Source organism: Steroidobacter cummioxidans (assembly GCF_003104955.1).
The window spans coordinates 20,298-33,028 of the sequence record NZ_LSRW01000121.1 but is presented as its reverse complement, the minus strand read 5'-3'; the positions used below and the strand labels follow the sequence as shown (position 1 = coordinate 33,028).

Annotated in this window: 12 protein-coding genes; 2 read left to right on the top strand and 10 right to left on the bottom strand. The window is 63.1% G+C overall.

The annotated features are described in order from the left end of the window. The first annotated feature begins 84 nt into the window (after window positions 1-84). On the top strand, window positions 85-3,687 hold the full coding sequence (gene mfd, locus D0550_RS34300) for a transcription-repair coupling factor (protein ID WP_116813737.1): 3,603 nt from the start codon (window positions 85-87) through the stop codon (window positions 3,685-3,687). A 240-nt stretch (window positions 3,688-3,927) separates the two neighbouring features. Then, a complete protein-coding gene (locus D0550_RS34295) occupies window positions 3,928-4,578 on the top strand; it encodes a CsiV family protein (protein WP_116813736.1) in 651 nt (216 codons plus the stop codon). Between the two features lie 13 nt (window positions 4,579-4,591). Here D0550_RS34295 and D0550_RS34290 read toward each other — a convergent pair whose 3' ends face one another. Genes D0550_RS34290 through D0550_RS34245 form a run of 10 tightly spaced genes read right to left on the bottom strand, consistent with a single transcriptional unit; the run spans window position 4,592 to window position 12,691 of the window. Continuing rightward, a complete protein-coding gene (locus D0550_RS34290; RefSeq protein ID WP_116813734.1) occupies window positions 4,592-5,539 on the bottom strand; it encodes a GGDEF domain-containing protein in 948 nt (315 codons plus the stop codon). Between the two features lie 4 nt (window positions 5,540-5,543). Further along, window positions 5,544-6,587: a beta-N-acetylhexosaminidase gene (gene nagZ / locus D0550_RS34285; RefSeq protein ID WP_116813733.1), complete on the bottom strand. Its 1,044-nt coding sequence runs from the start codon at window positions 6,585-6,587 to the stop codon at window positions 5,544-5,546. Window positions 6,588-6,600: 13 nt separating this feature from the next. After that, window positions 6,601-7,926 carry a 23S rRNA (uracil(1939)-C(5))-methyltransferase RlmD gene (gene rlmD, locus D0550_RS34280; protein ID WP_116813731.1) on the bottom strand — a complete coding sequence of 442 codons (1,326 nt, stop codon included), beginning with the start codon at window positions 7,924-7,926 and terminating at the stop codon, window positions 6,601-6,603. Beyond that, window positions 7,923-8,726, bottom strand: coding sequence for a 3'-5' exonuclease (locus tag D0550_RS34275; protein ID WP_116813729.1), 804 nt, complete (start codon window positions 8,724-8,726; stop codon window positions 7,923-7,925). Before D0550_RS34275 ends, rlmD begins: the two co-directional genes overlap by 4 nt. A gap of 45 nt (window positions 8,727-8,771) precedes the next feature. Continuing rightward, on the bottom strand, window positions 8,772-9,155 hold the full coding sequence (gene acpS, locus D0550_RS34270) for a holo-ACP synthase (protein ID WP_116813727.1): 384 nt from the start codon (window positions 9,153-9,155) through the stop codon (window positions 8,772-8,774). Next, a complete protein-coding gene (gene pdxJ / locus D0550_RS34265; protein WP_116813725.1) occupies window positions 9,152-9,880 on the bottom strand; it encodes a pyridoxine 5'-phosphate synthase in 729 nt (242 codons plus the stop codon). The genes acpS and pdxJ overlap by 4 nt, the downstream gene beginning before the upstream one ends. 12 nt (window positions 9,881-9,892) lie before the next feature. Continuing rightward, entirely contained in the window at window positions 9,893-10,624 is a 732-nt protein-coding gene (recO, locus tag D0550_RS34260) for a DNA repair protein RecO (RefSeq protein WP_116813724.1), read from the bottom strand. A 6-nt stretch (window positions 10,625-10,630) separates the two neighbouring features. Continuing rightward, window positions 10,631-11,587, bottom strand: coding sequence for a GTPase Era (gene era / locus D0550_RS34255; protein ID WP_116813723.1), 957 nt, complete (start codon window positions 11,585-11,587; stop codon window positions 10,631-10,633). Window positions 11,588-11,613: 26 nt separating this feature from the next. Next, window positions 11,614-12,393, bottom strand: a complete 780-nt coding sequence (rnc, locus tag D0550_RS34250; RefSeq protein WP_241521012.1) for a ribonuclease III — start codon at window positions 12,391-12,393, stop codon at window positions 11,614-11,616. Beyond that, window positions 12,314-12,691, bottom strand: a complete 378-nt coding sequence (locus D0550_RS34245) for a DUF4845 domain-containing protein (protein ID WP_161966227.1) — start codon at window positions 12,689-12,691, stop codon at window positions 12,314-12,316. The genes rnc and D0550_RS34245 overlap by 80 nt, the downstream gene beginning before the upstream one ends. Between the last annotated feature and the right edge of the window lie 40 nt (window positions 12,692-12,731).

Genomic DNA, 12,731 nt, shown 5'->3' with positions numbered 1-12,731 from the left:
ATCGCCCCTTCGGGGACGCCGCAAGGCGTCGGCCCGAGTGTTCGCTATTTGAACTGACTCCGACGCCCCCATTAAGGCGCAGCGATGACCGACCCCGACCGTCCGATTCTTCCCAGCCGAACGCAACTGCAGGTACGTTGGGGCCAACTCTATGGCTCCGCAACTGCGCTGTGGTTAGCGGAAGCCGCACGCAAGTCTTCTCAGCCGATGCTGGTGATCGCGCACGATGCGCGACAGGCCAGCCGTACCGAGGACGAACTGCGCTTCTTCTGCGAGCCCGGCACGCTCATTGAGACCTTTGCCGGCTGGGAAACGCTGCCCTACGACCTGTTCTCGCCGCATCCCGACATCGTTTCGCAACGGCTGCGCCTGCTGTCCACCCTGCCGCGGTTGACCAAGGGCATCGTCATCGTCGACTTGGAAACGATGCTGCAGCGATTGCCGCCGCAGGCTTACATCGATGCGCATGCCTTCGATCTCAAAGCCGGCGAAACTTTCGATGTCGCGGCGTTTCGCGATCGTCTGGCGGGCGCCGGTTACGTCTCGAGCTCACAGGTGATGGCGCCAGGCGAGTTCGCGGTACGCGGCTCGATCGTCGATCTGTATCCCATGGGCAGCGACACGCCCTATCGCCTCGACATGTTCGATGACGAAGTCGAGTCGATCCGCAAATTCGATCCGGAAACGCAACGCTCCGGCGACAAGGTGGCAGCGCTTCGTTTGCTGCCCGCGCGCGAGTTCCCGCTCACGGCTGAGGGCATCCAGAACTTCAAGCGTCGCTTCCGTAACCGTTTCCCCGGCGATCTGACGCGCATGTCGATCTATCGCGATATCGCCGAAGGTGCACCGCCGCCGGGCATCGAGTACTACCTGCCGCTGTTCTTCGACAAGACCTCGACGCTGCTCGACTATCTGCCGCCGAACACCATCATCGCCGTCGAGCGCGAGATCGAGTCGATGGCCGCGCAGGCGTTCACCGAAATCGAAACCCGCTACGAGCAACGCGGCCACGACGTCGATCGACCCATCCTGTTGCCGCGTGAAGTGTCCATGCCGGTCGCGGAGTTCATGCAACGCATGACTTCCTATCGGCGCATCGAGCTGTCGCGGGTCGAGTTGGATCCGCTGACGCAAACGCTGCCCTATCAGAACTTCGCCACGCGCGTGCCGCCGAGCCTGCGCGTCGATCAGCGCAGCGAAGAGCCCGCCCGCGAGCTGGTGAATTTCCTGAGCACGTTCCCGGGCCGCGTGTTACTCGCTGCCGAGTCCGCGGGTCGACGCGAGATGCTGTTGGATCTGCTCAACAAGAGTCATCAGAAGCCGCAGCTGGTGGAAAGCTGGTCGGCATTCGAGGCCAGCAACGATCGCCTCGCGATCACCGTATCGCCGATCTCGACCGGTCTGCAACTGGATGATCCGCCGCTCGCATTGATCGCCGAGGAACAATTGTTTGGCGAGCGCGCCAGACAGGAGCGTCGGCGGCGCCGCCCCGAGCGCGATCCGGAAAAGATCATTCGCGATCTCACCGACCTGCATCCAGGCTCGCCGGTGGTACACGAAGAATACGGCGTCGGCCGTTTCGTCGGACTGGCGACGCTGGACGTCGGCGGGCTCACCAGCGAGTTCCTGGTGCTGGAATATGCCGAAGGCGACAAGTTATATGTGCCGGTGCAGGCATTGGATCTGGTCAGCCGCTACACCGGCGCACCGGCAGACCAGGCGCCGCTGCACAAGCTCGGCGGCGATGCTTGGGAAAAAGCACGCAAGAAAGCCGCACAGCGCATTCGCGACACCGCGGCAGAATTGTTGGATTTGTATTCGCGACGCGCCGCACGCCAGGGCGAGCAACTGCTCGCCCCTGAAGACGATCTGCGCGCATTCGAAGCTGCGTTCAAGTTCGAAGAGACCGCTGACCAAGCGGCGGCCATTCGCTCCGTGGTCGAAGATCTGGGCAGCGGGCGACCGATGGATCGCGTCGTGTGCGGCGACGTGGGTTTCGGCAAAACCGAAGTCGCGCTGCGTGCGGCGTTCGTCGCCGTGCAAGCCGGCAAACAAGTCGTGGTGCTCGTGCCTACCACCCTGCTCGCTCAACAGCACTATCAAACATTTGCTGACCGCTTCGCTGACTGGCCGGTGCGCGTGGAATCTTTGTCGCGCTTCCGCACAGCCAAGGAAGTGAATCATGTGATGGCGACGCTGGAGTCCGGCCAGACCGACATCGTCGTCGGCACGCATCGGCTGCTGCAGTCGGGCGTGAAGTTCGCCCGCCTCGGCCTGCTCATCATCGACGAAGAACATCGGTTCGGCGTCAAAGACAAAGAGAAGCTGAAACAGCTGCGCGCGGAAGTGGATGTATTGACGCTCACAGCAACGCCGATTCCCCGCACGCTGAACATGGCCATGGGTGGGCTGCGCGAGTTGTCGTTGATCACGACGCCGCCCGTGTCTCGATTGTCGATCAAGACATTTGTGTCGCAGTGGGACACAGCAACCATCCGCGAGGCCTGTCTGCGCGAAATCCGCCGCGGCGGTCAGATCTATTTCCTGCACAACAGCGTCGACACCATCGAGAAAACGGCTCGCACGCTGGCGGAGCTCGTTCCCGAAGCACGCATCGCCATCGGCCATGGCCAGATGCGCGAGCGCGAGCTGGAACAAGTCATGCTGGATTTCTATCACCAGCGCTCAAATCTGCTGGTGTGTACGACCATCGTCGAGAGCGGCATCGACGTGCCGTCCGCGAACACCATCATCATCGACCGCGCCGATAAGCTCGGTCTCGCGCAGTTGCATCAGCTGCGTGGTCGCGTCGGTCGGTCGCATCACCAGGCGTACGCGTATTTGATGACGCCGCCGCGCAATTTGATGACGGCGGACGCGGTGAAACGCTTGGAAGCGATCGAGTCGCTCGAAGACCTGGGCGCGGGCTTCACGCTCGCGACTCACGATCTCGAGATTCGCGGTGCCGGTGAATTGCTCGGCGAAGGACAGAGCGGTCAGATTCAGGAGATTGGTTACGCGCTCTACATGGAAATGCTGGAGCGCGCGGTCAATGCGTTGAAGTCCGGCAAGGTGCCGCAGCTGGATCAGCCCATGCACCAGGGACCGGAAGTGGACCTGCATGCGCCGTCGCTGCTGCCGGACGAATATTTGCCCGACGTGCATTTGCGTCTGGTGCTGTACAAGCGCATCGCCGCTGCCAAGACCAATGAGGAATTGCGAGAGCTGCAGGTGGAGATGATCGACCGTTTCGGTCTGTTACCGCCGCCGGCGAAGAACTTGTTCCGTATCGCCGAGTTCAAACAAGCCGCCCGCGCGCTAGGGTTGCGCAAGGTCGACATTGGTCCGGGCGGAGGCTCAGTGACGTTCGAAAGCGATACCAATGTCGAGCCGGGCACATTGATCCGGTACGTACAGCGCAACTCCCGCACGCACCGGCTCGAAGGCGGCAACAAGCTGAAGTTCACCATGAACCTCGAACAGGAGGAGCTGCGCTTCACCCAGGCCGAACAGTTGCTGGCCGAACTGGCTAAGGCAACACCGACCGCAAGTGAGCTGGCGGCGGAAAAGGCCCGCGAAAAAGTCATCGCGGCGGCGGTGACGAAAGCGAATCCGCCGAAGGCTCCGCCGCCGAAACCGACGGTGAGCTACAAATCCACAAGCAAGCCGCAAAAATTCAGGCGATAGGCCCGTTACCGCCGACGTATCGGCGGTGGCTGTCGGGGGATGTGTTCTCCCGGCAGCTTTGCGGCACAGGGATGGGGCCGCAACAGCAGGGCTCATCATGGACGTGCGGTGAGGAGCGCAATGCGCTCCGGCCGGCGCCCGGTGCCGGGAGGACACATCCCCCGACAGCCACCGCGAGCCACCGCCCCGTCTGCTTCCGGCGGCAGGCGTGATGCCGCCACCAGCTGCTAAACTCAACGCATGAGCCATTCAGCTTTCTTCACTCGCCTCGGTGCCCGCCAGCGCAAGTTGGGTGTGGCGGTGTTGCTGACAGCCTTCATGTCTGTGAGCTCCGCGGTCGCCCAGCAAGCAACGCCCATCCAGACCTACGATGTCGAGCTGCTGATCTTTCGCAATCTCAGTGGGCGGGAGACGCCGGAGAGCTGGGGTGTCGAGGCGGCTGGCGACGAGCAGCAGAAGCTGGAGATTCCCGAGGATGACCTTGAACCGGCAGCGCCACCGCCCATCGTTGCGCCACCCGATGCCAGCTTCCCTCCTCTGCCCGCGGCAAAGATGAAACTGACCGCCATCGAGGACTCACTGCGCCGGAGCCGGGCTTATCAACCGGTGGCGCACATCGGCTGGACACAGCCGGGTTATGCACGGAACGCCGCAAAGTTCATCCCGGTCAACGCACTCGTGTCGGCGACCTCGGGATTGCAGGGGCAAATCGCGCTGTCACGCGGCCGCTATCTGCATCTCACATTGGATCTGGTACTGGATGGCGCAGCCACAGGTGATGGCTCGCGCTATGTGCTGCGACAGACGCGCCGCATGCGTAGCAATGAACGTCACTACATCGACAGCCCGAAATTTGGGGTGATCGCGGTCATTACCCCAAGCACGGGCTGAACGCAGAGATAGGTCAGTCCGCCTCGCGGCTGACCACGCGATTGCGCCCCAGCTCCTTGGCATCTTTCAGCGCCTGCAGCGCCATTTCATAAACGCGTTCAGGTGCCGCATCGTGCGGCGGCACCAGCGATACCACGCCCGCACTCGCAGTCACATAGCGCGACACGATGGAACGCGGATGATGAATGGCGAGATCGCGCACTCGCCCGAGCACGGCTTCAGCCAGCTTGGACGCCTGCGCCAGATCCAGCCCGGTGGTCACTGCGGCAATCTGATCTTCATCGAAGCGGCCGCACAGGTCGCTGGCGCGGCGGAAGCAGCCGCCAATCACCCGTGAAATGCGCTTGAACGATTGATCGGAGCCGTTCTTGCCGAACGTCTCCTTGTACGTGTAGTAACAATCCAGATCGAACAGCAGGAAGCTCAAGCGGCGCGACTCGCGCTGCGCGAGGCCCCAATCGCGCTTCACCAATTCATCGAAGTAGGTCCGGCGCAGCAGCCCGGTGAGCTTGTCGTCACGCAGGTAGGCCAGCATGGTCTGCGTGCTCAGGGTCGGATCGGTCTTCTCGCGCGACTCGCTGAGCCCTCGCAAGCGGTCGCCGCCCTCGCGGTGGAAACCTGCGAAGTGCGTCACATTGCCGTTGGCGTCGCGCAGCGGCTGAATGGTCAATTCGTTCCAGAACATCGTGCCGTCGCGGCGATAGTTGCGCAGCATGGTCTGGCACGACACGCCCTGCCGCAGCGCCGTCCGAATCTTTTCGATGCCTTCCTGCTCGTGATCCTCGCCCTGCAGAAAACGCAGGTTGCGGCCGCGGATGTAATCGGCGTCGTAGCCGGTGAGCTTCGCCATGGCGGCATTCACAAACACCACGGGGCGGTCCGCCGCCTTGGCATCGCAAATGACCACGCCATCCGGGGCGGATTCCACCAGGCTCTGCAGCAATGTTGCGTCGACGCTCATAATTTTATGAATTCAACCGAAGATCGGGCCGTTCCATGCATCCTTTGACTGCCCCTTCGCAGGTCTGCCACTGCCTCGAGGCGTGCAGCGCTTCCCGGGTCAATCCCGGCTTGCCGTGCAGGCGGGCCATGCGAACTTGACTTAAAGGATCTTCGCTCCCTCGCAAAGAATCGATGACCTGGAGCACACCTTGGCGATCGTTACATAGCGAAAGCACGTCACAACCCGCCGCGAGGGCCGCTTTGGCCCGGGCCGGCATATCGCCAATGACCTTGGCACCGGCCATCGACAGGTCGTCGGTAAAGATGGCGCCGTCGAAACCGAGGCGGCCGCGCAGCTCGCTTTGCAGCCAGCGAGGTGAAAATCCGGCCGGTTTATCGTCCACTTCGGTGAATACCACGTGGGCCGCCATGACCGCGGCCACGCCATTGTCGATCAGCCGGCGATACGGAGTGAGGTCTTCCTCCATGTCGATCAGCGGACGGCGGTCCACCGGCATCGCCACATGGGAATCGGGAACCACGAAGCCATGGCCGGGATAGTGTTTGGCGCAGGCCGCCATCCCTGCTTCCCGCATCCCGCCCATGAAGGCGATCGCGAGCTCCGAGACCACCTGCGGATCGCGATGGAAAGCGCGATCGCCGATCACGCTGCTGGCGCCGTAATCCAGATCCACGCACGGCGCGAAACTCAGATCGATGCCGACCGCACGCAGCTCGGCGGCCATCAGCCAGCCGCACTGGCGAGCCAGCAACCGACCGGCGACCGGGTCCTGGTCGTATTGCCGGCCGATGACTCGCATCGACGGCAACACGGTAAAGCCCGTGCGGAACCGCTGCACTCGCCCGCCTTCGTGATCGACCGTTACCAGCAACGGCGGCGAGCGCGCGGCGCGAATATCGGCGACCAGCTGCCGGAGCTGCTCGACGCTCTCGAAATTGCGTGTGAACAGGATCACGGCGCCGACCAGCGGATGGGCCAGCAACTCGCGATCCTCCTCGGTGAGGGTCTTGCCCTGCACGTCGATCATCAGCGGGCCGAGCGTCATAGGTAGGTGTGTTTTATGGCTTCACGAATAATGCAGCCGATTCCACGTGCGCTGTATGCGGGAACATATCCATCACGCCCGCGGACTGCAGCTTGTAACCATGCTCATGCACGAGAATACCTGCGTCGCGCGCGAGGCTGCCCGGATGACAGGAAATATACAACACGGTGTCGGCACCAGACTTAGCGACCACCGGCAGCACTTCTTTAGCACCGGCGCGTGGCGGATCGAGCAGCACCTTGTCGAACTTGCCGGCCCAGAGCGCCGAACCGATGCTCTCGTCGGCGAGATTGGCAGTGAAGAACTGGGCATTGCCCAGGCCATTGCGGGCAGCGTTATCCCGGGCTCGCGCCACGAGTCCGGCCTCGCCCTCCACGCCCACCACCTGCCCGGCACGGCGAGCCAGCGGCAATGAAAAATTGCCAAGGCCGCAGAACAGGTCGAGTACGCGGTCATGCGGCGTGAGTGCCAGCAGCTGCACGGCGCGATCGATCATCTGCAGATTCAGCGGACCGTTCACCTGAACGAAGTCCGTGGGCAGGAATCGCAGCGTGAGATCGAAGTTCGGCAGCCGATACTCCAGCGGGGCGCCCTCTTCCATTGGCGCGACCGTGTCGTAGCCGCCGGGCTGCAGGAACATCTGCACCGCATGCTCGCGACCGAAGCGGCGTAGCAGTTCCTGGTCGGCGTCCGTCAACGGCTCGAGCACGCGCACGACCAGCGCGACCGCGTTGTCCGCCACCGCAACTTCGATCTGTGGCACGCGGTTGCGAATACTGAGCGCCGTCACCAACTCGGACAGCGGCACGATGAGCCCATCGAGCGGTGCTTGCAGCACCTCGCAACGCTGCAGGTCCGTGATGTACGGCGTGCTGCGCTCACGAAAGCCGACGACGGTGCGATTCTTCTTCGGCACCCAGCGCGCCGCGAGACGTGCACGACGACGATAGTTCCAACTGCCCGCTTGCAGCGGCGGCAGGATTTCCTGCGGCGTGACCTTGCCGATGCGGGTCAACGAGTCCATCAGCTGCTTCTGTTTGAATTGCAGCTGCTGCTCCCCCGACAGGTGCTGCAACACGCAGCCGCCACACATGCCGAAATGGGCGCACCGAGGCTCAACGCGATCCGGCGACGGCTCGATCACTCGGAGCAAGCGGCCTTCATCGAAGTTGCGCCCTTGTTTGACACGCTGCCACTCCACCAGCTCGCCCGGCAGCGCATCGTCGATGAACACGGTCTTGCCGTCGACGTGCGCGACGCCGCGGCCTTCGTGTGACAGATCGGTGATCTGCGCGGTCTCAGGCTGGCGAGACACGCGGTTTCGAGCGCGGGCGTTCACGTGCACGGACCTTGCGAGATGACGTCCGGGGGCGGGCCCCAAGCCGCGAGGAACTCCTGGAAGTGAGGCTTGGCTTGTGCCGCCAGCACCTCACGCACTCGCGCTACCTCGGCATGATATTCATCGCGCATCAATCGACCGCGCATCAGCTCGAAACGCAAATAGATCAGGAAAGTATTCAAGACGTCGGTTTCACAGTAATTGCGGATGACCTCGAGCTGGCCGTCGAGGTATGCGTCCCAGACTTTGTCACCGCTCATGCCGAGCTTGCCCGGCAGTCCCAACAGCGTCGCGGCCGCTTGCAAACTCACGCGCGCGCGTCCCTGGAAGCTCGATAGCACGTCCATCAGATCCAGATGCCGCGAGTGATAGCGATTGAGATAGTTGTTGAAGCGGAACGACTGATCTTCCTCGCCCGACTCCCAGTAGCGTGGCGCAACGATGCCGTGACGGAGCGCGCGATAGTGCAGCACCGGCAGATCGAAGCCGCCGCCGTTCCAGGACACCAGATCGGGCGTGAACTTGTCGATGCCGTCGTAGAAGCGCTGGATGATCTCGGCTTCCGAGGCATTCTGATCGCCGAGCGACCACACTTTGAAGGTATCGCGCGTGCGCAGCGCCACGGAGATCGCGACGACGCGCTGCTGCTCATAGGAAAGAAACTCGGTGCCCGACTCCTCGCGACGCTTGGCCTGCATGACATAGCCGACCTGCTTGTCGCTCAGATCGCCCAGGTCGTAGATGCGTCGGCCGAGCTCGACGTCGGGGATGGTTTCTATATCGAAAACGAACACTGGCATGGTCGCACCTCAGGTGCGCAAAGATAAATTGGGTTGCATGGCTCGTCAGACCCGACGCATCAACACAGCTACGGCGACCACCAGGCCCGCCTCGTCGGTCAGCGTGATGTGGCCTTCGCCGATGCCGAGCTGCTCGCGCATGCGCTGGCCGCGCTCCGACCAGATGATGCCGGGCCGGCCAAACTCGTTCGCCGCCACACCCACATCGCGAATCCACAGGCCGTGGCGAAAGCCGGTGCCCATGGCTTTGACGATAGCCTCCTTGGCGGCGAAGCGCATGGCGAGAAAGCGGTCGGGACGCGTTTGCGCGCGATACGCATCGGCCTCGGCGGGCATCAGCAGCCGTTCGACGAAGCGCTCGCCGAACTTTTCGTGCAGGCGCTGGATGCGCTGGATCTGCACGACATCCGTGCCGATGCCGAAGATCATCTCCCGGCGCGGGCTTGCAGCATCAGGCGCTTCATCTCCGACACCGCCGTCGCCAGGCCATGAATCACGGCATGCGCGACGATGGCGTGCCCGATGTTCAATTCGACGATCTCGGCAATGGCGGCGATGGGCTGCACGTTGTGGTAGTGCAGTCCATGCCCCGCATGCACGGTCAGGCCGAGCTTCGCTGCATGTCGGGCCGCGACCTGGATGCGATTGAGTTCTTTGGCGCGCTGCTCGCCAATGGCTTCCGCATAAGCGCCGGTGTGCAACTCGACGACCGGTGCGCCGACGCGCACTGCGGCTTCCAGCTGCGCGGGCTCCGGATCGATGAACAGCGAGACCCGAATGCCCGCCTCTGCCAGCCGGGCGCAGACCTTCTGCAACGAGTCCTGCTGACCGAGCACGTCGAGGCCGCCTTCGGTCGTGATTTCGGTGCGTTTCTCCGGCACCAGACACACATCCGGGGGCCGCACTTCCAGTGCAATACGGACCATCTCATCGGTCGCGGCCATTTCCAGGTTCAAGCGTGTCTGCAGCGCGTCCTTGCACATACGCACGTCGCGGTCCTGAATATGCCGACGGTCTTCGCGCAGATGAATGGTGATGCTGTCCGCGCCCGCCTGCTCGGCGATCAACGCCGCAAACAGCGGATCAGGATAGGTAGTGCGCCGCGCCTGACGCAGCGTGGCCACGTGATCGACATTTACACCGAGGTGAAGCATTCGAGAATGCTGTCATTTTCCCTTTCTCAACGCCAGCATCACTTGCCGGGTGCGCAGCTCGCGGCCATCCAGGCAGCGGTCCAGAGCGGCGCGCAACAAACGGCGGGCATCGGCACAGACGGTTGGATCCGATAGTTCCTCGCGCCCCAGCGACAGCAGCGTTGCCCCCGAATAAACCACCGCGCTCTCGGCGATGCCTTCGACGCGCACCGGTCCCTGCTCCATTCGATAGTGATAGGAGGCGCCCGGGTCGAGGTGCGAGCCGTCGTGTGCATCCCGCTCCAGCAACAGCCCATAGCCGATGGCTTCGAGCAGGCGCTTCTCGAACAAGCGCAAAGGGCGGATCGCATCTTCACGCTTGAGCTGTTCCATCGTCTGGGCGTACAGCGCGAACACCTCGGGGTGGCTGTCATGCCGCGCGAACAGTTTCAGCAACAGCTCGTTCAAATAGAAGCCGTGCACCAGCCGATCGGCCGGCAAAGGCGTCATCGCACCATCGAACTCCGCCCCGGTGAGCTGGCCCGCTTCGCCGCGTCCGCTCCACGACACGAGCAAACGATTGAACGGTTGCAGAATGGGCAGCAGCGACGCGCCGGATTTGGTGCCGGCGCGCGCACCGCGTGCGAACACGGAGACTCGTCCGTGGTCTCTAGTGAACAGCTCCAGAATCCGGCTCGTATCCCGATACGGCCGGTGATGCAGCACATAGGCTGGCTGCAACTGAATGCGGCGCGCGTCGCTCAAGGCGCCTCACATCTCATATCCCAGCTGCTTCAGTGCCATCTCGTTGTCCGACCAGTTCTCCTTGACCTTCACCCACAGCTCCAGGTGCACGGGCTGGCCGAACAGATTGGACATTTCGATGCGCGCCGAGCGGCCCACTTCCTTCAACTGCTGGCCGCCCTGGCCGATGACGATGGCTTTCTGACCGGTGCGTTCGACCCAGATCACGGCATTGACCAGCAGCCGGCCATCCTCTTCCTTGAATTGCTCGAGGGCGACGGTCAGGCCGTACGGCAGCTCCTGCCGCAGACGCAATGTGAGTTTCTCGCGCACGATCTCGGCAGCCTGGAATTCGGGGCTGCGGTCAGTCACCTGATCCGGCGGGAAATGCGGCGGCGACAGCGGCAGATGCTTGGCGATGATCGACGGCAACTGTTCGAGATTGCTGTTCTTCAGCGCCGACAGCGGCACGACTTCGACGAAGTCGGCGCGCCGGTTGAGCTCCTGGATGAACGGCAGCAAGCGCTCGCGCGGCTGCACCTTGTCGACTTTGCTGAGCACGAGAATGATCGGGCGCTTCTGCTGTAGCAGCGCCTCGAGCACGCGCTGATCCTCTTCGCTCCAGCTCAACGACTCGACCACGAACAGGTTGATGTCGGCGTCCGCCAGCGATGACAGCGCGGCGCGGTTCATGTGACGGTTCATCGCGCGACGTGCCGCCGAATGAATACCCGGCGTGTCGACGAAAATGATCTGCTCCTCCGGCCGCGTCAGGATGCCGAGGATGCGATGACGCGTAGTCTGCGGCTTGGGACTGACGATGCTCACCTTGCGGTGGAGCAGCGCATTCAGCAGCGTCGACTTGCCGACGTTGGGCCGGCCTACGATGGCTGCGAAACCGCAGCGGTAGGTCTCGGGGACGTCGCTTGCGTCGGCCTCGTTGGCCTCATCGGCGTCGTCGAATTCAGGGGGATCCTCATGCATCGCGTTTACTCATCGATCGAAGGTCATCAGGGCCGAGGGGAGATTCCCTGGCTCTCGTGAAATGCAGTCAACAACAATTGCGCGGCGGCCTGCTCCGCGCGGCGGCGGCTTGCACCGCTCGCCGAAACTTTCAAACCCAGCGAGCTGACCGAACAGCGCACCTGGAACACTTGATTGTGCGCCTCGCCGGAGATGGATTCGACTGCGTATGAAGGCAAGGGTAGACCGCGGGCCTGCAGCGCCTCCTGCAGTCGCGTCTTGGGATCTTTGAGCTCGGCCGCGCTCGGCAGCTGGTCCAGCTTGGGCACCAGCAGCCGCTCGATCACCGCGGCCGCGGCGTCGAAGCCGCCGTCGAGATAGACCGCGCCGAACAGCGCCTCCAGGGCATCGGCCAGAATGGATTTGCGTCGGAAGCCGCCGGACTTCAGCTCGCCCGAGCCCAGCCGCAGCTGACTGCCCAGGTCGATCTCGGCAGCAATCACGGCCAGCGCCTCGCCGCTCACCAGGCTGGCGCGGAAACGGGACAGGTCGCCTTCGTCGGCGGTCGCGAATTCATGGAACACCAGCTTGGCGACCACGCAGTTGAGCACTGCGTCGCCGAGGAACTCGAGTCGCTCGTTGTGCGCACCGCCGGCACTACGATGGGTGAGCGCCGACTCGAGCAGGGCCGGGTCGCGGCACTCGTATCCAAGCTTGTCACGCAGCCATTGGGAAGCAGTCTTCAGGCTAAGTCCCCGCCAGCGCCGCCCCGCCGCCCGCCGTGACAGTCTTGTCGAAGTCGACGACCAGCGAGATATTCGAGACAAAAGGCGCTTCAGCACGATACCAGGCGCGCATGGTGTAGCCGCTGCCCACCCGCTTGATCTCGATATCTTTGGGACTGAGGCTCTTGATGTCCTCGACCGTCCAGCGCCGATCCAACGCAGCACGCATGCTCTGGGGTGAGCTCGCGCCCTCTTTCGCGGTCTGCTCCATGGCGCGGACCACCGCCACGTACTCCAAATACAGCGGCACCACCCGGATCACGCCGTAAAGGCCGAAACCCAGCACGGCAAGGATGGACACCATACCGAGGAATGTGGCGCCACGCTGACGAGAACGCATGCTCGGAACTCCGTTAACAGGCCAGAAACAGGCCAGCATG